The 26,056-nt window shown below is 57.2% G+C and carries 26 protein-coding genes and 1 tRNA gene; 19 read left to right on the top strand and 8 right to left on the bottom strand.

What is annotated here, in order from left to right:
* Positions 1-218: 218 nt before the first annotated feature.
* Entirely contained in the window at positions 219-842 is a 624-nt protein-coding gene (msrQ, locus tag AC2FLG_RS18990; RefSeq protein ID WP_271951856.1) for a protein-methionine-sulfoxide reductase heme-binding subunit MsrQ, read from the bottom strand.
* A gap of 4 nt (positions 843-846) precedes the next feature.
* Positions 847-1,749 (bottom strand): protein-methionine-sulfoxide reductase catalytic subunit MsrP, encoded by a 903-nt coding sequence (gene msrP / locus AC2FLG_RS18985; RefSeq protein WP_496707539.1) that lies wholly within the window; start codon positions 1,747-1,749, stop codon positions 847-849.
* A 242-nt stretch (positions 1,750-1,991) separates the two neighbouring features.
* Between msrP and AC2FLG_RS18980 the strand changes: the two genes are divergently transcribed.
* Positions 1,992-2,807, top strand: a complete 816-nt coding sequence (locus AC2FLG_RS18980) for a cyclase family protein (protein WP_496707537.1) — start codon at positions 1,992-1,994, stop codon at positions 2,805-2,807.
* A gap of 46 nt (positions 2,808-2,853) precedes the next feature.
* Positions 2,854-3,477: a class I SAM-dependent methyltransferase gene (locus AC2FLG_RS18975; protein ID WP_282022430.1), complete on the top strand. Its 624-nt coding sequence runs from the start codon at positions 2,854-2,856 to the stop codon at positions 3,475-3,477.
* 53 nt (positions 3,478-3,530) lie between these two features.
* Here AC2FLG_RS18975 and clpB read toward each other — a convergent pair whose 3' ends face one another.
* Both clpB and AC2FLG_RS18965 read right to left on the bottom strand, forming a co-directional pair.
* Positions 3,531-6,149 (bottom strand): ATP-dependent chaperone ClpB, encoded by a 2,619-nt coding sequence (gene clpB, locus AC2FLG_RS18970; RefSeq protein ID WP_142639513.1) that lies wholly within the window; start codon positions 6,147-6,149, stop codon positions 3,531-3,533.
* Between the two features lie 125 nt (positions 6,150-6,274).
* A complete protein-coding gene (locus AC2FLG_RS18965; protein WP_496693103.1) occupies positions 6,275-6,607 on the bottom strand; it encodes a hypothetical protein in 333 nt (110 codons plus the stop codon).
* Between the two features lie 138 nt (positions 6,608-6,745).
* Here AC2FLG_RS18965 and pyrF point away from each other — a divergent pair, with 138 nt between their 5' ends.
* Together pyrF and AC2FLG_RS18955 are read left to right on the top strand one after the other, a co-directional pair.
* The gene (gene pyrF, locus AC2FLG_RS18960; protein ID WP_496707535.1) at positions 6,746-7,450 is read left to right on the top strand and encodes an orotidine-5'-phosphate decarboxylase; all 705 of its coding nucleotides are present in this window, start codon (positions 6,746-6,748) and stop codon (positions 7,448-7,450) included.
* Positions 7,451-7,809: 359 nt separating this feature from the next.
* Positions 7,810-9,063 (top strand): DNA polymerase IV, encoded by a 1,254-nt coding sequence (locus AC2FLG_RS18955; protein ID WP_496707533.1) that lies wholly within the window; start codon positions 7,810-7,812, stop codon positions 9,061-9,063.
* A gap of 2 nt (positions 9,064-9,065) precedes the next feature.
* Here AC2FLG_RS18955 and AC2FLG_RS18950 read toward each other — a convergent pair whose 3' ends face one another.
* Complete coding sequence (locus AC2FLG_RS18950; protein WP_496707531.1) at positions 9,066-9,926, bottom strand: N-formylglutamate amidohydrolase; 861 nt, start codon at positions 9,924-9,926, stop codon at positions 9,066-9,068.
* 148 nt (positions 9,927-10,074) lie between these two features.
* Here AC2FLG_RS18950 and AC2FLG_RS18945 point away from each other — a divergent pair.
* The 8 genes from AC2FLG_RS18945 to AC2FLG_RS18910 all read left to right on the top strand — a co-directional run bounded on the left by AC2FLG_RS18945 (position 10,075) and on the right by AC2FLG_RS18910 (position 14,481).
* Positions 10,075-10,149, top strand: a tRNA-Val gene (locus AC2FLG_RS18945).
* Between the two features lie 90 nt (positions 10,150-10,239).
* The gene (gene ykgO, locus AC2FLG_RS18940) at positions 10,240-10,365 is read left to right on the top strand and encodes a type B 50S ribosomal protein L36 (RefSeq protein ID WP_008562923.1); all 126 of its coding nucleotides are present in this window, start codon (positions 10,240-10,242) and stop codon (positions 10,363-10,365) included.
* A 185-nt stretch (positions 10,366-10,550) separates the two neighbouring features.
* A complete protein-coding gene (locus AC2FLG_RS18935; RefSeq protein WP_271951870.1) occupies positions 10,551-10,937 on the top strand; it encodes a hypothetical protein in 387 nt (128 codons plus the stop codon).
* Positions 10,927-11,448: a hypothetical protein gene (locus AC2FLG_RS18930; RefSeq protein ID WP_281973694.1), complete on the top strand. Its 522-nt coding sequence runs from the start codon at positions 10,927-10,929 to the stop codon at positions 11,446-11,448. The genes AC2FLG_RS18935 and AC2FLG_RS18930 overlap by 11 nt, the downstream gene beginning before the upstream one ends.
* A 20-nt stretch (positions 11,449-11,468) precedes the next feature.
* Positions 11,469-12,035, top strand: a complete 567-nt coding sequence (locus AC2FLG_RS18925; protein WP_282022427.1) for a hypothetical protein — start codon at positions 11,469-11,471, stop codon at positions 12,033-12,035.
* A 247-nt stretch (positions 12,036-12,282) separates the two neighbouring features.
* A complete protein-coding gene (locus AC2FLG_RS18920) occupies positions 12,283-13,299 on the top strand; it encodes a Fe(3+) ABC transporter substrate-binding protein (RefSeq protein ID WP_496707528.1) in 1,017 nt (338 codons plus the stop codon).
* A 112-nt stretch (positions 13,300-13,411) separates the two neighbouring features.
* Positions 13,412-13,966 carry a helix-turn-helix domain-containing protein gene (locus AC2FLG_RS18915; RefSeq protein ID WP_496707526.1) on the top strand — a complete coding sequence of 185 codons (555 nt, stop codon included), beginning with the start codon at positions 13,412-13,414 and terminating at the stop codon, positions 13,964-13,966.
* Positions 13,963-14,481: a GNAT family N-acetyltransferase gene (locus tag AC2FLG_RS18910; RefSeq protein WP_496707524.1), complete on the top strand. Its 519-nt coding sequence runs from the start codon at positions 13,963-13,965 to the stop codon at positions 14,479-14,481. The genes AC2FLG_RS18915 and AC2FLG_RS18910 overlap by 4 nt, the downstream gene beginning before the upstream one ends.
* 7 nt (positions 14,482-14,488) lie before the next feature.
* Here AC2FLG_RS18910 and xylB read toward each other — a convergent pair whose 3' ends face one another.
* Positions 14,489-15,925 carry a xylulokinase gene (gene xylB, locus AC2FLG_RS18905; RefSeq protein ID WP_496707522.1) on the bottom strand — a complete coding sequence of 479 codons (1,437 nt, stop codon included), beginning with the start codon at positions 15,923-15,925 and terminating at the stop codon, positions 14,489-14,491.
* Positions 15,926-16,039: 114 nt separating this feature from the next.
* On the opposite strand from xylB, the gene AC2FLG_RS18900 reads away from it, so the two are divergent.
* The 7 genes from AC2FLG_RS18900 to AC2FLG_RS18870 all read left to right on the top strand — a co-directional run bounded on the left by AC2FLG_RS18900 (position 16,040) and on the right by AC2FLG_RS18870 (position 23,574).
* Complete coding sequence (locus AC2FLG_RS18900; RefSeq protein ID WP_271951883.1) at positions 16,040-17,065, top strand: LacI family DNA-binding transcriptional regulator; 1,026 nt, start codon at positions 16,040-16,042, stop codon at positions 17,063-17,065.
* Between the two features lie 92 nt (positions 17,066-17,157).
* On the top strand, positions 17,158-18,459 hold the full coding sequence (locus AC2FLG_RS18895; RefSeq protein WP_271951885.1) for an ABC transporter substrate-binding protein: 1,302 nt from the start codon (positions 17,158-17,160) through the stop codon (positions 18,457-18,459).
* 107 nt (positions 18,460-18,566) lie between these two features.
* Positions 18,567-19,433 carry a carbohydrate ABC transporter permease gene (locus tag AC2FLG_RS18890; RefSeq protein WP_142639539.1) on the top strand — a complete coding sequence of 289 codons (867 nt, stop codon included), beginning with the start codon at positions 18,567-18,569 and terminating at the stop codon, positions 19,431-19,433.
* Positions 19,434-19,445: 12 nt separating this feature from the next.
* The gene (locus AC2FLG_RS18885) at positions 19,446-20,276 is read left to right on the top strand and encodes a carbohydrate ABC transporter permease (RefSeq protein ID WP_142639541.1); all 831 of its coding nucleotides are present in this window, start codon (positions 19,446-19,448) and stop codon (positions 20,274-20,276) included.
* Positions 20,277-20,288: 12 nt separating this feature from the next.
* Positions 20,289-21,293 (top strand): ABC transporter ATP-binding protein, encoded by a 1,005-nt coding sequence (locus AC2FLG_RS18880; RefSeq protein WP_142639543.1) that lies wholly within the window; start codon positions 20,289-20,291, stop codon positions 21,291-21,293.
* Positions 21,290-22,063, top strand: coding sequence for an L-iditol 2-dehydrogenase (locus AC2FLG_RS18875; RefSeq protein WP_271951890.1), 774 nt, complete (start codon positions 21,290-21,292; stop codon positions 22,061-22,063). Before AC2FLG_RS18880 ends, AC2FLG_RS18875 begins: the two co-directional genes overlap by 4 nt.
* Complete coding sequence (locus tag AC2FLG_RS18870; protein WP_496707520.1) at positions 22,063-23,574, top strand: mannitol dehydrogenase family protein; 1,512 nt, start codon at positions 22,063-22,065, stop codon at positions 23,572-23,574. Before AC2FLG_RS18875 ends, AC2FLG_RS18870 begins: the two co-directional genes overlap by 1 nt.
* A 471-nt stretch (positions 23,575-24,045) precedes the next feature.
* On the opposite strand, the gene AC2FLG_RS18865 is transcribed toward AC2FLG_RS18870, so the two are convergent.
* Complete coding sequence (locus AC2FLG_RS18865; RefSeq protein ID WP_496707518.1) at positions 24,046-25,152, bottom strand: alkene reductase; 1,107 nt, start codon at positions 25,150-25,152, stop codon at positions 24,046-24,048.
* Positions 25,153-25,274: 122 nt separating this feature from the next.
* Entirely contained in the window at positions 25,275-26,009 is a 735-nt protein-coding gene (locus AC2FLG_RS18860; protein WP_496707516.1) for a TetR/AcrR family transcriptional regulator, read from the bottom strand.
* Between the last annotated feature and the right edge of the window lie 47 nt (positions 26,010-26,056).

The following is a 26,056-nucleotide window of genomic DNA, read 5'->3' as shown; positions in this document are numbered from 1 at the left end:
CAGTGTGTCCCAAGCGCCTCAGCAGCGCCGGTGAAGGGGGTTCTAAGCATTACAAACATACACCGCAAGCAGAAAATTCCCGAAACTCGCGAAAATCTTCAGAACTATTATTTAATGAAATAAAACAAATACTTACAAATAGTACCAGGCCCAAATACGGCGACCAACCGCCAAAATGCGTACGGAAAATTGTGTTTCGCACAGGCTTACCGACAGACTCAGGCCGAGTCGGGCGGAATCGCACCCCGGAATCGGCTCATCAGGGTCGAGATCGGTAGGCGCAAAGCAAGCAAAGCCAAAATCACGGACAAATAGATCAAGGGTTCGATCTGAAATCCTTTGGCCTGCATTACATAATGCACGCCCCCCAGAACTGCTGCCGGATAGACCAAACGCTGAAGCGCGCGCCAGCCCGGGCCAAGCTGCCGTACTGAAAAGTTGTTCGACGTCACGGCCAGTGGCAGCGTCAGAACAAATGCCGCCATACCCACAGTTATATAGGGGCGCTTCAGGATGTCCGCCCAGATCTGCCCGGGGGCCTGCACATCCAATACCAGCCAAACCAAAAGATGCAGACTGATATATATAAATGTCAAAACGCCCAGCGCCCGCCTGAACTTGATCAGGTTCACGCCGACAAACCTGCGCAGGGGCGATATAGCCAGAACAACAATCAAAAACTGCAATGCCAGTTTGCCGTACTTATGCTCAAGAGCCTCAATCGGGTCGGCACCCAAACCTCCGGTCAGCCCTTGATAGAACAGCCAGGGTGCCGGCAGGACCCCCAGCAAATAGACGGCCCAAACAGGGATCCGACGGAATATCTGGTTCAGCGCGCTCATACTCTCAATAATGCTTGGACAGATCCATGCCTTCGTAAAGCCCGGCGACCTCGTCCTCGTAGCCATTGAACATGAGCGTCGGGATGCGCTTGGCAAACAGCCCACCGCCGATTTGGCGCTCCGAGGCCTGCGACCAGCGCGGGTGATCCACATTGGGGTTCACGTTACTATAGAAACCATATTCGCGCGGACCGGCCATGTTCCAGCTTGTCGGCGGCTCAACATCTGACACCGTAATGCGAACGATCGACTTGATGGATTTGAACCCGTATTTCCACGGAACCACCAGACGCAATGGGGCACCGTTCTGGTTCGGGATCGGCCGGCCATAGATACCTGTGGCCATCAGGGTCAGCGGGTGCATAGCTTCGTCCAGCCGCAGACCTTCACGGTACGGCCAGTCCAGAACCGGATACTGAACACCCGGCATTTCATCTGGACGATAAGCGGTTTCAAAGGCCACGTATTTGGCGCCTTCCTGAACACCGGCCATGTTCAGCAGATCGGCCAGTTCAAACCCGTTCCAAGGGATCACCATCGACCATGCCTCGACACAGCGAAACCGGTATATCCGTTCTTCGACGGTCATTTCGGACAGGATGTCCTTGAAATTGTAATCGCCGGGCTTGTCCACCAGACCGTCAATCTTGATGCTCCACGGCTCAGTAACAAGAGTATAGGCGTATTTTGCAGGATCTTCTTTCCGCGTACCAAACTCGTAATAATTGTTATAGCCGGTGATCTCTTCCCAGGTATTCGGCTCCAGCACCTCTTGCGCGGCTGCCCCCTGCGCCAGCCCTGCCAATCCGACACCCGCCATCCCGGCCATCATCTGGCGCCGGTTCAGAAACGCCGCCCGGGGGGTGACATCGGCCTGTGTCAATGTGTTGGTCCAGCGATGCGCCATCTATGTCTCCGTCGTCATGCAACCTCAGAAGTGAGGTAGTCTGCTGATAGCACAGGGCCAAGGAAACAAGCGTCACGATTGAGCGACCGGATTGTAACGTATCCGCGTGCAGCGGTGCTTGCTTGGGTCACCACCTTTACAACGCAGGCCTCAAAAATGCAGGCTGGGCCGCAGGTATTACCAACAAGGGAAAAGATGGACGACCCCTCCAACGATTGAAATCCACCAGTGGGAGAAGAAAAATGTGTGACATCTGCGTTATGAATGCCGTCAAAGATCGAATGCTGTCGCGGCGGAGTTTCTTCAAAGCTGCGGCCGCCACGAGCGTTGCGGCTGCGACCACCGGAGCAATTGCACCAGCAGCGCTGGCCGCAGGTCATGGCGAGGTCGAGGACATGACCCATACGCTCAGCCCCGACTTTCCGACTTGGGGAGGCGAACCCGGCATTTCGGCCGAACAGGCGTTCAACTTCGCGGATCACGGCTTTAACCTGTTCAATCTGTCGATCAACGAACATACCGGCACGCATATAGATGCGCCTCTGCATTTTTCCGCGGATGGTATGTCGGTCGATGAGATACCGGTGACTGATCTGGTTGCACCGCTTTGTGTCGTCAATATCGCCGCCCGCGCGGCCGAAGACGCCGACACCCGCGTTACCCCGGACGATCTGAAGGCGTGGATTGCGGCCAACGGAGACATCCCCGACGGCGCTTGCGTAGCGATGCATTCCGGTTGGTCCGGCAAGACCGCCACGGATGGGTTCCGCAATTTCGACGGTGAGGCGCAGCACTATCCCGGGTTTCACGTCGAAGCGGCGCAGATGTTAATGGAAGACACCGGCGCGCGGTCGATTGCGGTGGATACCCTGTCGCTGGATCACGGCATGTCTGCTGATTTCGCCACTCACTATGCCTGGCTGCCCTCGGGTCGGTTTGGCATCGAATGCCTTGCGGGCCTGGATCGGGTTCCGGCCGCGGGGGCCACGCTGGTCATCGGCGCACCGAAACATGCTGGCGGCACCGGAGGTCCGGCACGGATATTCGCATTGGTCTAAAGCCACGATGCACTAGTGATGCAGCATACCTTCAAAGCACGGACCGATGCCCAAACCCATTGCCGAAATCACGCATCGCTACGATACAGCCGCGCCCCGGTGGCGGGACAAGATGCGCGCGCTTGGGTACTATGATGGCTACCTAGAATTCCTGACCTCGGGATTGCCTGTCGCTGACGAAGTGACACATGTGGTCGATATTGGGGCTGGCACTGCGTCCTTCGCCGAGGCCTGGGTAGCGGTCCACGGAAAACCGGCCAGGATAACCTTACTTGAACCCAGCGCGGCGATGATCAGGCAAGGCCAAAAGGCTCTGCGGGCGCGGGGGGTCGAACCAGAACTAGCCCAAGGGGTGCTAGGCAATGTCAATCTAGACCCCGTAGGCGTAGCTCTTGCGGCCCATGTGATTGAACATTGCGCAGATCCGTCCCAAGCCTTGCAAGACATTCACAGACTGCTGCGCCCGGGGGGTCGCCTGTTTTTGGTGGTATCAAAGCCACATTGGTGTAACGCCATCATCTGGTTGCAATGGCGACATAAAACGTTTCAGCGCGCGGAGATCTTAGAGCTGCTAGATGAAGCAGGTTTTGATTGCGAAACGGTCTATTCTTTCCCATCTGGCCCACCCTCTCGGACAAGCCGGGGGTTAGTCGCAAAAAAACGCGGGTAAATTCAAGAATGGACCCACCAGTCAAGCGGGTCCATTCAACAATCAGTTTAGGTTCAATGCACCACGGCATCATCCGGTCGTGGTCGCTCAGACGTGCCCAGCCGATCGCCTATGATCAGGCCCTCGGCCCCGGCGGTGACCGGAATAGACTCACCATCCTTGATCTCACCCGCCAGCAGCGCCTCGGCCAGCGGGTTCTGCAAGGCGCGTTGGATCACGCGTTTCAGCGGGCGAGCACCGAAGACCGGGTCATAGCCCTCGTTGGCCAGCCATTCCTTAGCCCCGTCGTCCAGAACCAGCTCGATCTTCCGCGCGGCCAGACGTTTTTGCAGGCGCGCCATTTGGATATCGACAATGCCATCCATATCACCCCGTTTCAGGCGGTCGAAGATGATCGTTTCGTCCAGACGGTTCAGGAATTCGGGCCGGAAATGCGCCCGGACCGCATCCATCACATCCCGCCGTGCCTGTGCACTGTCGGCACCGTCGGGCAACTGGCTGAGCGCCTGAGAGCCGAGGTTCGAGGTCAGGATGATCAGCGTCTGCTTGAAGTCCACGGTGCGGCCCTGACCATCGGTCAGCACACCATCATCCAGTACCTGCAACAGCACGTTGAACACATCCGGATGCGCCTTTTCGACCTCGTCAAACAGCACGACTTGATAGGGCCTGCGCCGCACGGCTTCGGTCAGCACACCGCCTTCGTCATAGCCGACATAGCCTGGAGGGGCGCCGATCAGACGGGCAACCGCGTGTTTCTCCATGAACTCGGACATGTCGATGCGCACCATCGCGTTGTCGTCGTCGAACAGGAAGTTCGCCACCGCCTTGGTCAGCTCGGTTTTCCCCACGCCGGTTGGTCCGAGGAACAGGAACGAACCCAGCGGACGGCCTTCGTCGTTCAAACCTGCACGAGCACGGCGCACAGCGTTGGACACGGCGGTCACCGCTGCATCCTGACCGATCACGCGTGAATGCAGATCGTCTTCCATCCGCAGCAGCTTTTCGCGCTCGCCTTCCAGCATCTTCGAGGTCGGGATTCCCGTCCAGCGTTCGACAACGCTTGCAATCTGTTCGGGGCGCACCGTCTCCTCGGCCATCATCTGGCTGCTTTCGGCGTTTTCGGCCTCGGTCAGCTTCTTCTCAAGCTCGGGGATGACGCCATAGGACAGCTCACCCGCCTTGGCGAGGTTGCCTTCGCGCTTGGCGATTTCCAGATCGGCCCGTGCCTTGTCGAGCTGTTCCTTCAGATCGCGCGCACCAGCCAGCTTGTCACGTTCGGCTTGCCACTGGGCAGTCATCTCGGCGGATTGCTCCTGCAGATCAGCCAGATCCTTTTGCAAGGTTTCCAGACGATCCTTCGATGCCGCATCATCTTCGAGCTTCAGCGCCTGTTCCTCGATCTGCATCTGCAGAATCTGACGATCCAGCTGATCGAGTTCTTCGGGCTTGCTGTCCACTTCCATCCGCAAGCGAGCCGACGCTTCATCGACAAGGTCGATAGCTTTATCGGGCAGGAAGCGATCAGTAATGTAGCGATGCGACAGGGTCGCTGCCGACACCAAAGCCGAGTCCGAGATACGCACACCATGGTGCAACTCGTACTTTTCCTTGATACCGCGCAGGATGCTGATCGTGTCCTCGACAGTCGGTTCCTGAACCACAACCGGCTGGAACCGGCGCGCCAAAGCCGCGTCTTTTTCCACGTATTTGCGATACTCATCCAGCGTGGTGGCACCGATACAATGCAGCTCACCCCGGGCAAGCGCAGGCTTGATCAGGTTGGCAGCATCCATCGCGCCGTCGGATTTGCCCGCACCCACTAGCGTGTGCATCTCATCAATGAACAAGATGATCTCACCGGCGGCTTCAGTCACTTCGGTCAAAACCGCTTTGAGGCGTTCTTCGAATTCACCACGGTATTTCGCACCTGCGATCAGCGCACCCATGTCGAGCGCGAGCAGCTTTTTATCCTTTAGCGATTCCGGCACATCCCCATTGATGATGCGCAGGGCCATACCTTCGGCAATCGCGGTTTTACCCACGCCGGGCTCGCCGATCAGAACGGGGTTGTTCTTGGTGCGGCGCGACAGAACCTGCATCGAGCGGCGGATTTCCTCATCCCGCCCGATAATCGGGTCGATCTTGCCCTCAGCAGCCGCTTCGGTCAGGTCACGCGCGTATTTCTTGAGCGCATCATAGCCCTCTTCCGCCGACGCGGTGTCAGCGGTGCGCCCTTTGCGGATGTCATTGATGGCTTCGTTCAGTTTCTGCGCCGTCACTGCGCCATCTTCCAAAGCATCCTTGGCTTTGGATTTCACCATGCACAGCGCCATCAGAATTCGTTCAACCGGCACGAAACTATCGCCTGCCTTGGTGGCGATCTTTTCAGCTTCATCCAGAACTTTGGCGGTCTGACCATCCAGATAAACCTGGCCCGCATCGCCGCTGACCTTGGGAATTTTGGCCATGGACGCATCCAGTGCGTTAACGACACGGCTGGGCGCTCCGCCTGCGCGGGTGATCAGATTGCTGGCCAGCCCCTGATCATCGTCCATCAAGGCTTTGAGTATATGTTCAGGGGTCAACCTCTGGTGCCCCTCGCGCATCGCAATCGTTTGCGCTGCCTGCACGAAACCTCGTGCCCGCTCGGTGAACTTGTTCAAGTCCATATTTTGCTCCTTCTCTAAGCGCCCGGTTTTGACGCGCCCGCCTGGCAGCGCGCGTCGGTCTGGGCCTCACATTCAATCTGGGAAATATCTTGCACGGTTCAAGGGGTCTGCCAACAGAATCCAACCTACCGACGCGGCACAGAATAAACTGTATACCCCCCAGTTTTCGCCACAGAACGCGCACCGTACATATCGACAAGCGATTGCGCCGCATCGCTGCCTATCGGGCAGGAAACCAGATCGGCGGCGTCATCCAGAAAATCCACGGTAAAGGCGGATTCCCCCGTAACCTGACAGTCATCATCCATCGAACGATAACCGCCAATCAGCCGGAGGTTGTCGTTTGTCGGAGACCTCAGAACTGTATCAGCAGCCTCTTTTTCCAGCGCCATGTCCTGACACCCGGCCAGCATCAGCCCCGCGCAGATTGCGATAGTGGGTTTCGTAAACTGTCTCATTCCGAATTCCGTCCCAGTTGCACAACGCGATAATAGCACAGTCGGAAACCTCTGCCGTGATCTGAATCACGCAAGGCGCGCATGGACAGAAGCGCACGAAACCGTTAGGACGCAGACGTTTGCCAAAAGGAGCCCCCAATGTCCGATGACCGCCTGATTGTAGCCCTTGATGTTCCCAACGCCCTGGACGGTCTGGCCTTGGCCGAGCGGCTGGGGGACAGTGTCTCATTCTACAAGATCGGCCTGGGAATGCTGACAGGGGGCGGGCTAGCCCTGGCGAACGAGTTAAAGCAGGATAAGGGAAAGCGCATCTTTCTGGACATGAAACTGTTCGACATCGGTAATACGGTGGAAAATGCGGTGCGTGGTCTGGCACAGTTCGATTTGGATTTCCTGACCGTTCATGGTGACCCGCACGTGGTGCGGGCCGCCAAAGAGGGCGCGTCTGGCAAAGACCTCAAGATCCTGGCCGTGACCATCCTGACCTCGTTGAACCGGGATGATCTGGATGCCAGCCTGCTGAAGTCGGGCGATGTCCAGGACCTGGTTGTCGAACGCGCGGCCAAAGCGTTGGAGGCGGGTGCCGATGGCGTCATCGCGAGCCCGCAAGAGGCCGCGCTGATCCGTGCCCTGCCCCAAGCCGAAAACCGCTTGATCGTGACACCCGGCGTTCGGCCCGCAGGTGCCGCGTTGGGAGATCAGAAACGGGTCGCAACCCCGGCAAATGCCATCGGTGATGGTGCCGATCACATCGTCGTCGGGCGCCCAATCTATCAGGCGCAAGACCCTAAAGCCGCCGCAGAGGCGGTGCTTGCAGAGTTAAATTCATTATCCCGACACTAGGGCAATCCGGCTAAATCAGGCTAAATTTTCGCAAGAACAACCCGCAAACAGTTGACCTTAGGTCACTTTTCACCCGATCCGCGCCAAATCGTCCCTGTGCCCCAAAACACACATGCAAAACACGAGTTTCCACTGTGTGAACTGGGTTCTATCGAAAAATTCGATTTTGAGAGAATCTAAGTAGGTGATACTCCCCGCGGACCATCTCTTCCTGAGGTCCGTCACCTCCCCCCGCCACTTTGCGGGGGGCCTTCTTTTGGCAGATCTGGTTCCTACCCTCACTGTGCGGGTTTTGCCCGTGGCATGCGAATGATATAGTCACCAAACCTTACGGACCGCATGGAAGACGGGAAAAGAAAATGCCCGGCCTCTGCCGAGATTGCCTGACAGAACTGACGAAGGAACGCCGCTGCCCGGACTGCGGCAGCCCGCGCATCAAAACGCATCCTGAATTGTTTGACCTGTCCATCGCACATATGGATTGCGATGCCTTCTACGCCTCTGTCGAAAAACGGGACAATCCGGAGCTGGCCGACAAACCCGTCATTATCGGGGGCGGCAAGCGCGGTGTTGTGTCTACGGCTTGTTATGTAGCCCGGATTCGCGGCGTCCGTTCGGCAATGCCGATGTTCAAGGCGTTGCAACTATGCCCCGACGCTGTCGTGATCAAACCGCGCATGTCGGTCTATGCCGAGGCTTCGCGCCAAATCAGGTCGATGATGGACGAGCTGACTCCGATTGTTGAACCGCTGTCCCTGGACGAAGCGTTCATGGACCTATCCGGCACGCAACGTCTGCACGGTGCGCCTCCCGCCGTGATGCTGGCGCGGCTGGTCAAGCGGATGAAGGATGAACTGGGACTGACCGGGTCAATCGGGCTGTCACATAACAAGTTTCTAGCCAAGGTCGCATCCGATCTGGACAAGCCGCGCGGATTTTCGGTGATCGGCAAGGAAGAGACATCCGCGTTTCTGAACGACAAGCCCGTGCGCCTGATCTGGGGCATAGGCCCTGCGGCGCAGGAATCTCTGGACCGCGCAGGCATACGCTTGTTCTCGGACCTGTTGCGCTGGGACCAAGAGGATCTGACCGCGCGGTTTGGCTCCATGGGCTACCGGCTGTGGCATCTGGCCCGCGGTCAGGACAAGCGCCGGGTTTCGGCACATGAACCGATGAAGTCCATCAGCAACGAAACGACCTTTTTTGAAGATACGGCCAATGCCGACATTCTGGATGGGCACCTTTGGCGGATGGCCGAAAAAGTCTCGGATCGGGCCAAGGCCAAGGGGCTGGCCGGGCGGGTTGTGACGCTCAAACTGAAACGGGCCAATCACAAACTCATTACACGACGCGTTTCTCTTCGCGATGCCACGCAGATCGCCGATCGGATCTATCGCACAGCACGGGCGCTGTTTGATCAGGTTGGTGATCAGGGCCCCTATCGGCTGTTGGGGTGTGGCCTGTCGGATCTGTGCCCCGAGGATCAGGCGGATATTTCAGGGGATCTGCTGGACCCGGATGCCTCGCGCAGATCGCAGGCCGAACGCGCAACGGATGAGATTCGCCGCCGTTTTGGGACGGATGCCATCGTCAAAGGACGTGCCCTTCGCTGAGGTTATTCGGCTGCAAGCTGCAGCGGCTCAGGCCCGATCCGCGCAATATCCATGATGATTTCGCCCAGGGTCTCTTTGAAGGCAGCGAAATTTTCATTCGGCTCGATCCTGCTTTCATCCATATACAGGGATCTGTCGATCTCGATCTGTACAGCATGCTGGTGGCGGCTGGGGCGTCCATAGGTCTGGGTCACATAGGCCCCGGCAAACGGCGTATTTCGGGCCACGCTCAGACCCGCCGAGACGAAAGCGGCCTCTATCTGTTCGACGACCTCTGGCGCTGCAGAGGCACCGAACCGATCCCCCAGCACGATCTCGGGACGTCTGGAATTGACTGTGGACGCAAGGGCCACGGCTTCGTGCGGCATCGAATGACAGTCGATCAGAATCGCCTGCCCGAATTCCTGATGCGATTCTGCCAGCAACGATTTAATCCGGGCATGATAGGGACGCCAACAGGTATCGATTCGCAGACGCGCCTCATCCATGGTCAGCTTACCGCGATAGATTTCTCGACCATTGGCGACCACACGCGGAATCACCCCCAGCCCGGACGCTACCCGCGGGTTATGGCCTTGGCGGCGCGCGCCCTGAATAAGGGCTGGATCCAGCTCTTCTGCGCTGCGGTTCAGATCGACATAGGCGCGTGGCATCATCGCCGAAATCAGTGGCGCACCATGGTCCGCCGCTGATGAAAACAACTGATCCACAAAGGCATCCTCGGAAGAACGAATCACATCTTGGCTGAGAACCGACCGCTTCATCAACCCATTTGGATAGTTTCGACCGCTATGCGGAGAGGAAAAAACCACACAGGACGTGCGCTTGGCAGGCATATCCAGTAGGTAAGCAGCGTTTTGCATGGCGACTCCTTGTTCGCACCAAACATAGACCGGAAAATAGTTCTACCAAACCCCTTGAACCCTTTTGCGACTCCTTTTATAGACCCCGCTACCGGCGCGGGGTTCCGCGCCCCATTTCGTTATGGGGTTGGCCACGCGACGGTTTCATGGGCGGTTAGCTCAGCGGTAGAGCACTTCGTTGACATCGAAGGGGTCACAAGTTCGATCCTTGTACCGCCCACCATGAACTCACTGCTTCGGATTTCCGGGGCACCCGCAAACCCAGGCGCTGGCCACGTCCTTGATGAAGGCGCCGCAGATTGGAGACAGACCCATGAAGGTCAAGAACTCGCTCCGCTCGCTCAAGAACCGGCACCGTGATTGCCGGGTTGTGCGTCGCAAAGGCCGCGTCTACGTGATCAACAAGACGCAGCGTCGGTTCAAAGCTCGTCAGGGCTAAGAACTGCACATACTGAATTCAAAGAACCGCGCCTTCGGGTGCGGTTTTTTTTGTCCGGCATTTCAACCAGATGTAATGCGGACGGAACTGCAGGAATTCGCTCAGAAAGTTCGGTTCTGAGATTCAACGTTGTGATAGGGCGATCTCGTGCTACGCTTTCCGTGATTTTATGACGGGAGGTCGGATTGGCCAACGATGATCTGGACAAGATATTCGGAACAACTCTGACCGACATGGTAGCCGATATAGGCCGCAGTGTGGCCCAGGCGGCCGAACAGCTTAGCATTGATCAGCTGAAAGCGCTGAAGAACTACCCCCAGGAACTGCGCGATCTTGGCATCCCGCCGGTCTTTTATCACATGCAGGATGTCGATGTGGAACTGAAGGTCGTCATGGAGATGAGCAGTTCCACCGAAGAAGGCCAACGCAGCAGGATTGGCACCTTTATTTTTGGCCCGAAATTGACTCAGACAGACACGCTCGATTCCAAAAGCGCGTCCACGATGCGAATGCGTTTCGCGCCCGGTCCCGTAGATGAGAGCAGATCTTTGGATGGCAATGATGGCAACTAAGAAAGTCAAAGCCCCCAAAAGAGCGCCCATAGATGTCCGCGTCACCGAGATGCCCGAGGCATTCACCACTCTGCTTCAGTCACTTGAAAACCGCATGACGGCAATGGAGGCGCGCGAAGTCGCGCTGCTCGAGACGATCAACGACCTCCAAGAACGGATCGACGATCTGGAAGAAGGCAGCGGCGGCATGTTGATGGGCGCGGGTAACCCGGTGATGAACCCGATGGCCGAGGGCCGCGCGGCAATGGGAGCGGACGATCCTGGCACACAGGTCGTCAACGCTCAGGAATTCTCGCAAGCCCTGGGTGAACAGATCCTCGCCGGGTCTGATGGCAGCAGTGATTTCACCATCGACAACGTCAAAGTCGAAGCGGTTGTTGGGTTGGGTCAGGACGGCACCAAAGCCCAAATCGCGACGAATGCCCGAAAACAGGCGATCAGCCAGAACGCATCCAAGGTCACTTTTTCCGTCAGGAGGCGGACCGCCACGCAAATTATTGAGAAAGACTGAATTAACAGAGGAGATTGGAAATGAGTATCGGGCAGGAACTGCTAAACGTCCCGTTTGCGGAAATGGTTCAAAAGCTTGCGCTTTCCGTTGCCGAGTCGCAGACCGAGTTGGATCGACATTCTACAGATGTCGCCAAATATATGGCCGATCAGAAGATCCAGCTTCCGGACCTGTCCAATCCCAATGGCCCCCCCAAAGAATTCAGTTTGGTTTCCATGGGCTTTCTACCCGCATTCTACGCGGTGCAAGAAGCCGAAATTGAGGTCAAAATGGCGATCTCAATGACTAAGCAAACCGAAAAAGCGGGCAGCGCTTCGGTCAAAGGTGGTTGGGGCCCTGTCGCAGCGCAGGTCAATGCCAGCTATTCCTCGCGCTATGCTTACAGCCAAGAAGGCGCAAGCAGGCTGACCATCAAACTGGCCCCGGCCGATCCTCCGGTCTTGCTGCAGAAATACATGGAAGCTGTCACACAGGTCATGCTGAAAAAAGAACCGGTGTTGACCGACGATCCAGACCCTGAGCCGGCCCCCGCACCTGTCCCGGACCCGTCTCCAACTGAACCTGAAAAAAGACAGAGAAAGCGCTAAGCAGCATCTCTCGATCTTTCAGTTTTTAAATCAACACGACTAGGCCAGCCATGACGGCGTAGCCAGGATGGGCTTTGCCGACCCTAAGGCCCCGCTGTGCTGCACCACTTGGTCGGGGCCAGCGACATGTTGGCAGTGATTTGACCAACTAATTTTGTCGGAATTTCTTGCATCCCCCTGAGAATCGTTTAATTGACCATTTCAGTCGGGTTATTACCCGCGCCGATTTTCAATGTTGGGACACATGATGCTGAAATCCTCTACCTGCGTTGCCGCCGCCCTGACGGCCCTGATCGCGACCTCTGCCGCTGCCGAGGGCGAACTGAACCTTTATTCTTCGCGCCACTACGACACCGACGAACGCCTCTATTCCGATTTCGAAGAGGCCACCGGTATAACCATCAACCGCATCGAAGGCAAAGCGGACGAGCTGATTGCCCGGATGGAAGCCGAGGGCGCGAACTCACCCGCAGATATCTTGCTGACCGTTGATACCTCGCGTCTGGCGCGTGCCAAGAACGCGGGTATCCTGCAGCCGGTCCAAAGCGCGGTTCTGGAAGAACGTATTCCCGCCAACCTGCAGGACGAAGACAACCAGTGGTATGGCTTTTCGCAGCGCGCGCGGATCATCTTCTTTGACAAGGCCGATGTGACCAACCCGCCCGCGTCTTATCTGGATCTGGCCAAGCCCGAATACAAAGGTTTGGTCTGCATCCGGTCGTCCAGTAACACCTATAACCAGACCCTGCTGGCCTCGATCATCACAAACCACGGCGCGGAAACCGCCAAGACCTGGGCCGAAGGCATGGTCGCGAACATGGCGCGCGAACCGCAAGGCGGCGACACTGACCAGCTGCGCGGCATTGTTTCGGGTGAATGCGAGATCGCCGTTTCGAACTCCTACTACTTTGCCCGTGCAATGCGTAAAGACGTCAAAGGCCTGAGCGCTGAGATTGACATGATCGGCGTCCAGTTCCCGGCGCAAGAAGCCGAAGGCGCGCACATGAACCTGTCCGGTGCCGGCGTGGCCGCAAATGCCCCGAACAAGGACAACGCGATCAAGTTCCTAGAATACCTCGCCAGCGATCAGGCGCAGGTCTATTTCTCGAACGGCAATGACGAATTCCCGGCGGTCGAAGGCGTCGCCCTTGCGGATAACGTGGCAGCGCTGGGTGAGTTCAAAGCCGACGAGATCAACCTGTCCCAGGTCGCCAAAAACATCCCCGAGGCACAGAGGATCTTTAACGAGGCCGGCTGGAAGTAATCTTTCATTCTATCGAGCAGAAGGGTGCAGTTTTCTGCGCCCTTTTTCTATTGTGAAGTTATGTTTTCTGGTCAATGATCTCATATACGGAAATGATTCCCATATACGTGCTATGCCTGATACCCTATCCGACCGCCTTGCAAACCACCTGAATCAACTTCGCCAAACGCGGGGATGGTCGCTGGATCAGTTGGCCAAATACAGCGGTGTCAGCCGGGCCACCCTCTCGCGTATGGAAAAGGGTGATGTCAGCCCCACCGCGGAAACTCTGGGCCGGTTATGTGCGGCCTATGGGCTGCCGATGTCGCGTCTATTGATGATGGTCGAGGACAGTTTCGCCCCTCGCGTTCCCTTCGAAAATCAACCCGAATGGCGCGACCCCGAGACCGGCTTTACCCGCCGGTCCGTCTCCCCTCCGGCTGCGGGTCTGAGCGGAGAGGTCATGGAAGGCCATCTGCCCCCAGGCGTTGTGATCACCTATGACACGCCGCCAAAACACGGGCAGGAGCATCACCTGATCATGCTGGACGGTGGCCTGACCCTGACCGTGGATGGAACCGCGCATCATCTGACGAGCGGGGATTGCCTGCGCTATCACCTGTCTGGCCCGACACGGTTCGAAACCCAAGCCGACCGAGGTGCTCGGTACCTGATGGTGCTGATATGATCTTACGACTGGCGGCCAATGATCTGAACCAAGCCCTGGACGATCTGACAGAGATACTGCACGCCTGCGTGCATGACGGGGCGAGTATCGGGTTCATTCAGCCATTTCCGTCGGGCGACGCGCTGCGCTATTGGCAGTCCCATGTCTGGTCAAACATCCAGACCGGCGCGGCCGAGATATTCGTCTATCGTGATGGCGAACGGATTGTCGGCACCGCACAGCTGGTGCCTGCCGCGATGCCCAACCAAGCGCATCGCGCCGACGTGTCCAAGCTGCTTGTTCATCCCCGCGCGCGACGGCGGGGCATTGGGCGGGCGCTTATGGCGGCGGTTGAGGCGCGGGCACGCGAACTGGGGCGGTCCCTTTTGGTGCTGGACACGCGCAGCACGGACCCGTCGCTCCTCCTCTATCAAAGCCTAGGGTTTGAAATTGCCGGAGAAATTCCGAACTACTGCCGCAACCCGGAAAATGATCAGCTGGAACCAACTACCTTTATGTTCAAAACCCTGACCTGAGGGGCGATCAGTCCACGGCGCTTACGGCTGTGTAAAGCCGCCGAAACCGTCCCAGCCGTTCAGATAACGCATGCATTTCTGCAGGCTCGAACCTGTCGGTGGTCGCCGGTTGCTCGGCCAGATCGGCAATGGTCAGAGCGCCGTCAGCACAGGCTGCCAGCCGGGCGGCACCATAGGCCGGGCCGGATTCCGCCCCCGCTGAACGCACGATGGGCTTTTCGGTCACAGCGGCGATCAGACCCAGCAGCAGGTCGGATTGGCTGCCCCCGCCTATGGCGGCAAGCTCGGGCAAATTGTCTATCGTGTCGCCGAAGCTCTGCGCCGCATCAGCGAAACAAAAGGCGATTGCCTCGACCACCGAACGGCAGATCTCGGCACGTGTGGTGGCATCCTCGAGGCCAAAGAATCCGGCACGGATATGCGGGTCCCCAAGGGGGCTGCGCTCACCTGTCAGATAGGGCAGGAAAATGGGCACGCGATCACCGCTGACGGTTTCAGCAAGCCCGACAACCTCGGCAGCGGACAGCCCCAGCTGATCACCAATCCACGAAATGGGCCTTGCCCCGTTCAGCATCGCCGCCATTTGATACCAGCGGTCGGGCAATGTATGCGCAAACGCATGGACATAGCGTTCGGGGTTGGGCTTGTATTTACGATCCGCAACAAACAACTGACCGGATGTCCCCAACGAGATAAACCCACGTCCAGGTTCGGTTGCGCCCAATGACACCGCACCGGTTGCCGCATCCCCACCTCCGGCCACGACGGGCACGCCGGAGTTCAATCCGGTCTCAGCTGCAGCCTGCGTTGTTACCGTGCCAACGACATTGTGGCCGTCGAACACCTGCGGCAGCCAGTCAACAGCGACATCCGTGGCTTCCGCCATTCCGGTATGCCAGCGGCGTGAAGCCTGATCGAGCCACATTGTTCCTGCGGCATCGGAAGTATCGGTTGCCAGCTCTCCATGCAGACGCAGGCCGACATAATCCTTGGGCAGCAGGATATGGGAGAGTCGGGCATAATTGTGCGGTTCATGCCGTTTCAGCCAGGCAATCTTGGGCGCCGTAAAGCCGGGCAAGGGCAGGACGCCTACGATGTGACCAACCTGCGGCTGTGCCGCGCGAATGTCGTCGCATTCGCGGACCGCGCGGCTGTCATTCCACAGAATCGCCGGACGGATGGGGCATTGGTTGCGGTCCAACAGCACGGCCCCGTGCATCTGCCCCGACAATCCGACTGCTTTCACATCCGACAGGGAGATTTCGCCAGCAAGCAGGCCCAACGCATCGCGCGTCGCCTGCCACCAAATCTCCGGGTTCTGCTCGGACCAGCCGGGCTGTGGCGACGACGTCCCGATGCCGACTGACGAGGTCGCAAGAATTCGGCCGGCATCCGCGCAGAGGAGTTTGACCGCTGACGTTCCGATGTCGATCCCAAGATACATTCACACCCCTTGCCTTGCATAATTCCGATATCACCGGCCAGGCTATTGATTTTTTTTGCGCGCGCAAAGAATATGTAAAATTATGATAAGATCAAGGTGGACGAACAGACTGGCATGACGAAGATCAGGAACATGGAAGAGTTTGCGGCCCTCAGCGGCATCTCTCGGCCCACCGTATCGAAGTATTTTCAGGATCCGGACAGCGTCCGACCCACAACACGGCTCCGCATCGAAGAGGCGCTTGAGCGCTTCGACTATCGCCCCAACATCTATGCGGTGAACCAGAACCGAAAGCTGACCAAGAATATCGGCATCGTGGTTCCCTATCTTGCCGATCCGTTCTTTGCCGAAATCGCGCGCTATCTGGAACAAAGCTGTATTGCTGCGGGGTATCGCCCGTCGCTGTTCAGCTCGCATGGTGATCCCAAGCTGGAAATCGAAATTCTCGACGGGTTGAAATCCATGAAGCCTGCTGGAGTGCTGCTGGCGCCCTTGGGGCGCACCTCGGATCGGTCAGCGATCGAGAAGTTTTGCGCCAATGTGCCGACCGTCCTGTTTGACAGTAATCTCGAAGGCCTGGGCGCGGCCTTTATCGGGTCGGACAATTTCAGTTTCGTCTCACAAACCGTCGAATACATGACCCGCACCGGCGAACCGCCGTCATTTTTTGAGATGCGAACGCCAGCGAACCCCAATGCTAATAAGCGGCGCCACGCCTATATTGAAGTGATGGAACAGCTCGGCTTTGAACCACATGTCATTAGTATCGACGGCCAGGGTTGGGCATTTGAAGAGATTGGCAAACATGGAGCCGCCGGAGTTCTGGAGCGGCAAGAGCTGAAAACGGATTCGGTTTTATGCAGCAACGACCGCCTGGCAATCGGGTTTCTTTCGGCATGTTACGAACAAGGGATTCGGGTCGGTCGCAAGAAAGACTGCGCGTTGCGGGTCGCTTCAAACGATGACCATCCCTTCTCAAGGTTTACCTGCCCGTCTTTGACAACGGCCGCCCATGACTACGACAATGTAGCGGGGCGCAGCGTCGAAACTCTCTTTGAACTCATTGAAAATGGAGGGAAATTTAACGAGAGGACGGAAACACTGTTTCCTGCACGACTTGTTTTGAGAGACTCCGCATGATCAAAAATTAACGCGCGTAAAGTTTTTATTGACGCCGCGACAATTTTTCCCTTACCCTGTCCAAACAACATCCAAGCTCAGGGAGGACAAGGATGTATCTCAAGAACGCACTTCGTGCGGCGACAGCAATGACTTTCGTCGCCACGGCAGCAGCCCAAGCGGATACCTTAACAATAGCGACCGTGAACAACGGCGACATGATCCGGATGCAGGGCTATACCGATAAATTCACCGAAGCGACCGGCATCGATGTCGAGTGGGTTACGTTGGAAGAGAACGTGCTGCGCCAGCGCGTGACAACGGATATCACGACCAAAGGTGGCCAATTCGACATCATGACTATCGGCATGTACGAGACGCCGATCTGGGGCGCGAACGGCTGGCTGGTACCCCTGGACGGGCTGTCGGATGAATACGACGTAGGTGACATCCTGCCCGCCATGTCAGGCGGCCTTAGCCATGATGGAACGCTCTACGCGGCTCCGTTCTACGGCGAAAGCTCGATGATCATGTATCGCACTGACCTGATGGAAAAAGCGGGTATGGAAATGCCGGACGCTCCGACTTGGGAGTTCATCCGCGAAGCGGCTGCTGCGATGACCGATCGCGACGCTGATATCAACGGTATTTGCCTGCGCGGCAAGGCCGGTTGGGGCGAAGGCGGTGCTTTCATCACAGCGATGTCCAATTCCTTTGGTGCGCGCTGGTTTGATGAAGATTGGAAGCCGCAGTTCGATCAGCCTGAATGGGCTGACACGTTGAACTTCTACGTGGGTATGATGAACGAGTCCGGCCCCGCAGGTTACGCCACTAACGGATTTAACGAAAACCTGTCGTTGTTCCAGCAGGGCAAATGCGGCATGTGGATCGACGCAACGGTTGCGGCCTCTTTCGTGACCAACCCGACCGACTCGACAGTCGCGGATAGCGTCGGCTTTGCACTTGCACCCGACACGGGGCTTGGCAAGCGCTCGAATTGGTTGTGGGCGTGGGCTCTGGCAATTCCGGCTGGTACGGAACAAGCAGACTCGGCCAAACAGTTCATTGAGTGGGCAACATCCAAAGACTACATCGAACTCGTAGCCGAAAACGAAGGCTGGGCCAACGTGCCTCCGGGCGCACGTACGTCGCTGTACGAAAATCCGGACTATCAGGCGGTTCCGTTCGCCAAGATGACGTTGGACTCGATCCTGTCGGCTGATCCGAACAATCCGACTGTAAAGCCAGTGCCTTACGTTGGTATTCAGTTTGCAGCGATCCCGGAATTCGCAGGTATCGCCACGCAGGTGAGCCAGGAGTTCTCGGCAGTTTATGCCGGGCAGCAAACGGTAGAAGAAGCTCTTGCCAAAGCGCAAGCCTTCACTGCCGAAGAAATGGAAGCCGCAGGCTACTAAGGCCTCCTTCCCAGCGGGTGGACAGAGGTCTGTCCCCCGCTTCACCCTTCCACAACTCGCGTTTTTCTCGCAGGCTGAGCTATGCCTGAACAGAGAGGTTTTGCGTCATGGCTACTCAACATTCCCGATCAGTTGCACGCCTGATGATGGCACCTGCAGTGATCCTGCTTCTTGGCTGGATGCTCGTGCCTCTGACGATGACGCTGTATTTTTCCTTCAAGAAATACCTGCCCCTGCGCGGCGGTGATCTGGGATGGGTCGGCTTGGACAACTACGTCCGGTTCGTCTCCTCCAGTTCCTTCTGGCCCGCGGTTCAGGCCACGCTGATGATCGTCGGCGGCGTGCTTGCCATCACGGTTGTTCTGGGCATCCTTCTGGCAATGCTGCTCGATCAGCCGATGTGGGGCCAAGGCGTTGTCCGCATCCTAGTGATCGCACCGTTCTTTGTGATGCCGACCGTTTCCGCATTGGTCTGGAAGAACATGTTCATGGACCCGGTCAACGGGTTGCTGGCCCATCTGTGGCGCTTTTTCGGGGCTGAGCCAGTTTCCTGGCTATCCGAGGCGTCGATGACGTCAATCATCATGATCGTATCGTGGCAATGGCTGCCATTTGCGACGCTGATCCTGCTGACCGCGATCCAGTCGCTGGACAGTGAACAGTTGGAGGCCGCGGAAATGGACGGCGCGCCGCCGCTCAAGCGCTTTTACCATATCATCCTGCCGCATCTAAGCCGCGCGATCACCATCGTGATCCTGATCCAGACGATTTTCCTGTTGTCGATCTTCGCCGAAATCTTCGTGACCACCGGCGGCGCCTTCGGCACCCGTACACTCACCTACCTGATCTTCCAGCGCGTGCTAGAGGGCCAGAACGTCGGCCTTGGATCAGCCGGAGGTGTCTATGCAATCATCCTTGCCAATATCGTTGCGATCTTCCTGATGCGCATCGTCGGCAAGAACCTGGACGCGTGAGGAGGTAACGATATGAGCCGCTCAGTTACACCCCGTCGCAAGTCGCTTAACACCGCCCTGGCATGGGCCGTTGGGCTGCTGATCTTTTTCCCGATCCTCTGGACCATCCTGACCAGCTTCAAAACCGAAGCACAGGCCATCGCCAGCCCGCCGCTGTTTCTGAACTTTGACTGGACGCTGGAAAACTATGCCATCGTTCAGGAACGCTCGGACTATATGCGGTTCCTGTGGAATTCGGTCATCATCGCGGGTGGTTCGACCATATTGGGCGTGATCATCGCGGTGCCCGCCGCCTGGGCGATGGCCTTTGTGCCATCAAAACGCACCAAGGACATCCTGCTGTGGATGCTGTCCACCAAGATGCTGCCTGCGGTCGGTGTTCTATACCCGATCTACCTGCTGTTCATCCGGCTTGGGCTTTTGGACAGTCGCGCAGGTCTGGTTGTGGTTCTGATGCTGATCAACCTGCCGATCATTGTCTGGATGCTGTACACCTATTTCCGCGAAATCCCCGGCGAGATCCTGGAAGCCGCCCGCATGGACGGGGCAACGCTGAAAGAGGAAATCCTCTATGTGCTGACGCCCATGGCGGTGCCCGGTATCGCCTCGACCATCCTGTTGAACTTTATCCTCGCCTGGAACGAGGCGTTCTGGACCCTCAACCTGACCGCGGTTGACGCGGCACCGCTGACGGCCTTCATCGCCAGCTATTCAAGCCCCGAGGGCCTGTTCTTTGCCAAGCTCAGCGCTGCATCGACCATGGCAATCGCACCAATCCTGATCCTTGGCTGGTTCAGCCAGAAACAACTTGTCCGCGGCCTGACCTTCGGCGCCGTGAAATAAGGAAAACTCCGCATGGGACGCATTCAACTCAAATCCGTGACCAAGAAATTTGGCGACGTTGAAGTCATTCCGCCGCTGGACCTGACCATTCAAGATGGCGAGTTCACTGTCTTCGTCGGCCCCTCTGGCTGCGGCAAGTCCACCTTGTTGCGGCTGATTGCCGGGCTCGAGGACATCACCTCGGGCAATATCGACATTGACGGGGCGGATGCCACCGATGTGCCGCCCGCAAAGCGCGGTCTGGCAATGGTGTTCCAATCCTACGCGCTGTACCCGCATATGACGGTGCGCAAGAACATCGCATTCCCGCTACGCATGGCCAAGCTGGATCAGGCCGAGATTGACCGCCGCGTAGAAGGCGCTGCTGATGTCCTGAACCTGACCGATTACCTGGATCGCCGACCGGGCCAACTGTCCGGGGGTCAACGCCAGCGCGTTGCCATTGGCCGCGCCATCGTACGTGAGCCTGCGGCGTTTCTGTTTGACGAGCCACTCTCGAACCTCGACGCCGCCTTGCGCGTTGGAATGCGGCTTGAAATCAGCGAGCTGCACAAGCGCCTTGCAACCACGATGATCTATGTGACCCACGACCAGGTCGAGGCGATGACGATGGCCGACAAGATCGTCGTGCTGCAGGCCGGTGTGATCGAACAGGTCGGCAGCCCGCTCGAGCTGTATAAAACTCCCCGAAACCTATTCGTCGCGGGCTTTATCGGATCACCCAAAATGAACTTCATTGCGGGCGAAGAGGCCGCGAAACATGACGCCCACACGATCGGGGTCCGCCCCGAGCATCTGGAGGTATCCGACAGTTCCGGCACCTGGTCCGGGGTGGTTGGGGTTTCCGAACATCTGGGCTCGGACACGTTCTTCCACATTCACGAAACCGGCCTTGCGGACACGATCACCGTACGAGCGGGGGGTGAAGTTGGCTTCAACCACGGCGACCGCATCTATCTGACGCCACGCGCGGATGTGATCCATCGGTTTGACGCAAAGGGCCTGCGGATCGAATGACACGTCTGGTCGGTAAAACCGCCCTGATTACCGGGGCCGCGCGTGGCATCGGACTGGCCTTTGCCAAAGCCTATGTTGCCGAAGGGGCCCGTGTCGCGCTGGCCGACATTGACGGCGCGCGCGTGCAAGCCGCGGCCGCCGAAATCGGTGAGGCCGCTTTGGCTATCGAGACGGATGTGACCAACCAGCAGAGCATCGATGCCGCGGTGGCAAAGACGGCTTCACATTTCGGTCCCATCGACATTCTGATCAATAACGCTGCCATCTTTACCGCAGCACCCATCATCGAAATCGAGCGTGCCGACTACAACCGCGTCTTTGACATCAATGTCTCGGGCGCCTTGTTCACGATGCAGGCCGTCGCGCGCCACATGATCGAACACGGGACCAAAGGCCGGATCATCAACATGGCATCGCAAGCCGGACGACGGGGCGAGCCTCTGGTCGCCGTCTATTGCGCAAGCAAAGCCGCTATCATTTCGCTTACCCAATCTGCAGGGCTGAACCTGATCCAACACGGCATCAACGTAAATGCCATTGCTCCGGGGGTTGTCGATGGCGAACACTGGGATGGTGTGGACGCCTTTTTTGCAAAGCATGAGGGCAAAGAGCCCGGGCAGAAGAAACGCGAAGTAGCCGCAGCGGTGCCGCACGGACGGATGGGCCGTGCCGAAGACCTGACCGGAATGGCCGTGTTTCTGGCCTCAGACGAGGCGCAGTATATCGTCGCGCAAACCTACAATGTCGACGGCGGGAACTGGATGAGCTGATGAACCCTCTGGCAAACGCAAATCCCCCGGTGCGGCTGCGGCGCGACAGCTTTGCAGATATACCTGCGACTGTCAGGACACCGAATTACCTGCCCACAGACCTGAAACCCGGCATCGTCCATATCGGGCTGGGCAATTTTCACCGCGCGCATCAGGCCTGGTATATCCACCAGTTGATGCAACAGGGCCAAGCACTGGACTGGGCGATCATTGGGGCCGGTGTCCGCAGCTATGATGCCGAAATGCGAGAGAGGTTGCTGGCGCAGGACTTTCTGACAACACTGATCGAGCTGGATCCAAAGGGAATATCCGCCGAAATTGTCGGAGCCATGATCGACTACCTGCCAATCGAAGAGGGCAATGCGACGCTGATCCGGCAGATGGCCGATCCGTCCATCCGGATTGTGTCGCTTACAGTGACCGAGGGCGGCTATTATCTGGACGCCAATACCGGCGCGTTCAACGCCGATCACGAAGACATTCGATACGATGCCGCACATCCCAACCAACCCCGAACCGCGTTTGGCGCCATTGTCGCAGCTCTTCGACAGCGCAAGAAGGAGGGTTTGAAACCCTTTACCACGCTCAGCTGCGACAACCTTCAGGGCAACGGGGTGATCCTGCGAAACTGCATTGTTGGTTTGGCGCGTATGTCTGACCCGGATCTAGCCAACTGGATCGACCAATATGGCGCATTTCCCAATTCGATGGTGGATTGCATTGTGCCTGCTACGACAGAGCAGGTTGTTTCGCAATGCCACGGACTTGGAATCGATGACCGCGTCCCTGTCTCACATGAAAACTTTCGCCAATGGGTGATCGAGGACAATTTTTGCGCAGGGCGTCCGCCGCTCGAACAAGTCGGTGTCACACTGACCCACGATGTTCATAGCTATGAGACGATGAAACTGCGTATTTTGAACGGCGGTCATCAGCTGCTTGCGAATGTCGGAGAAATCCTGAACGTCCCGACGATTTCACGATGCATGCAGGACTCTGATATCCTGGCGTTTTTCGCTAAAGTTCAGGCAGAAGAAATCCTCCCGCATGTCGCTGCTGTCCCCGGCGCTAAACCAAGTGAATATCTTGATCTGGTCGAAAAGCGATTTGCAAACACCGCCATCCATGACACCACGCGCCGCGTCGCGTTTGACGGATCCTCACGGCATCCCGGGTTCTTGCTGCCTTCACTGCGTGACGCGGTTGCCTCGGACCCTGCCCCCAGCGGACTGGCCCTGGCCGAGGCATTCTGGTGCCGGATGTGTGCAGGCAGGCGCGAGGATGGGTCTGAAATTGCGCCAAACGACCCCCATTGGGACGCTCTTCAGCACATCGCGCTGGCGTCCAGAGATGATCCGAAACTGTGGATCGAGCAGGATCAGTATTACGGCGAGATTGGCCGTGAAACCCGCTTTGGTCAGGCCTTTTCTTTTTGGCTGACCAAGATCTGGAGACATGGCAGCCGCGCTGCGATAGCAGACTACGTCGCGCAGACCTCCGCGTCAGAATAACCGGTCAAAACACATGGAGATCAGTCGCGGGCCAAAACCGCGCAGTTCCGTGACGTATCACGTGCAAACGCGGCGCAGGGGTTCTGACACAGCAAATTGGCACGCACCCATAAAAATTGTAGGTGCTCTCATAACGCTGCATCGCCGCCATTGATTTTACTCACAAAAATTGAAGACTTTTGCGCATAAATTTGCGCGATTTGCCCATAACATTGCGCGGTTCGAGAAACGCGCTCAATTGATGGTAGTCACCACACATCCTCTTCAACTAAAACCGGGCGTTTCTCAATCAAGAGTAAATTCTTACTGGAAATATTCGGCCCGGATCATAGGGAAGCAGTTCTTTCGAGGGCTTGTGATAGATCCTCGCTTCGAGAATGGATATTCCCGTAATTGCCAAGTGAGCGCGTCCAAACCGACGCGCTCACTTTGCTTGGTATTGCTTGTCACTACGGAGTTAAGAGCGATGTATCACTCTGCGGCAACAGCTTTCTCTTCCAGTACCGGGTAGTCGGAGTACCCTTTTTCATTGCCGCCGTAGAGCGTGGTTGGATCGAGCTCATTCAGAGCGGCGCCTTTCTCCAACCGGTTGACAAGATCAGGATTGGAAATAAACGGCCGGCCAAAGGCCACCAGATCGACGGCTCCGGTTTCAACCGCTTCAATCGCCATGTCTCGGTCATAAGCGTTGTTGCCCATTTTCGCACCGTCAAACAATTCATAGAGCGCCTTCAGATCGCCACCTTCCGGAATATCGCGAGGGCCGCCGGTCTGTCCCTCCACAAGATGGAGATAGGCCAGCCCATACCCATTCAGCAATTTGACCGCATGAGTGAATGTCGCCTGCGGGTCGCTGTCGGAGATGTTGTTGGCGTCCGAGAACGGGCTTAGGCGGACACCAACACGGTCGGCGCCCCACACGTCAACAACTGCGTCCATGACCTCTTTCAGAAACCGTGCTCTGTTCTCGACAGGACCGCCGTATTCGTCTTCACGCTTGTTGGACTCGTCCCTCAGGAACTGATCGATAAGGTATCCGTTGGCTGCATGGACCTCGACACCGTCGAAACCGGCCTCCTTGGCGTTTTCTGCGGCCCTCCGGTAGTCGGCAACGATGCCAGCAATTTCTTCGACGGCCAGAGCCCGCGGCTCGGATGTTTCGACGAACTGCTCACCATCAAAGGTCTTGGCCTTAGCGCCGATCGCAGATGGCGCAACAGGGGCACCACCATCCGGCTGTAAGCTGGTATGCGAAATCCGGCCTACATGCCAAAGCTGGATCACGATCTTGCCGCCCTCAGCATGGACGGCCTCAGTCACTTTTCTCCAGCCGTCGATCTGTGCTTCGGAATAAATGCCAGGTGTCCAGGCATAGCCTTTGCCTTGGGGCGAGATTTGCGAAGCTTCCGTGATGATCAATCCAGCACCCGCCCGTTGCACGTAGTACTTGGTCTGCAATTCATGGACGCTGTCATCTTCGGCTCTTGCCCGGTTGCGGGTCAGTGGCGCCATGACAACGCGGTTTTTCAGCTCGATTGCACCAGCTTTGATGCCGGAGAACAGTTTTTCATCAGCCATTGCTGCTTCCTTCTTTGGTAAACTTCGTTCAGATATTATTGGACCAATTAGTCCAATATTAGGGTCACTGTCTCTTGATTGAGTTTGTGTTAGGTTTCATTTCCTTGTTGTAGCGAGAGGCCTTATGGCGAAATCACCAACCGGGCTTGTTTCAGGGTTTGCGAAATCTGCTCAGAGGGAATGCCCGCCTTGCGCAAGGCTAGCGTGCCAATTGCAAGGGAGGCAAAGGCGCGTGCCTTGTCGAGTACCTGTCCCGGATCCGAAGGCTCAAGCGCTCTTGCAATAATCTCGTCAATACTCTCCAAATGCTGTCGCCCGAGAGCCGCCACTTCATTGTCATGCGGGGCAAGTTCCGTTAGGCAATTGATCAGCATGCAGCCGTCACGACCGCCTTGCGGGTTCGCCAAAGCTTCCATTATCGCACCAACGGGATCATTTCCGCCCGCATCTGCAACGTCACGCAGATTTTTCAAACCACGCCTTGAATAGTGCTTGAGGGCTTTGTGAAACAAAGTCTGCTTGTTGACGAACGTTCCATAGAAGCTGGACCGGCTCAAACCCATGGCCTTGGTCAGATCATCCACAGATGCGGTCTCGTAGCCCTTGTGCCAAAAAACGCACAAGGCTTTTTCCAAAGCCTCAGCTTCGTCAAAGGCGCGAGGCCTACCCGGGCCTGCGGGTGATTTAATGTCGCCAACTGCGAGAGTTTCTTTGCTCATGAGCAAGATGTGGAATGGTCGGTCCAGAAATTCAAGGTGGCGGTAGAGAATTTTTGGAATGATCAGTCCGTATTGTGACCTGAGAAAGGAATTTAGATCGGTAGAAATGCAAAACCTCCCCATCGCGCTTGGTGTCACGCCAATCTTAGGATCGGGACCTTTTGTCTTTTTGCGGGAGTGTCAGA

The sequence above is a fragment of the Ruegeria sp. CDSA193 genome, assembly GCF_059611885.1.
The sequence above is the reverse complement of the archived record's forward strand: the minus strand, read 5'-3'. Positions and strand labels throughout refer to the sequence as shown.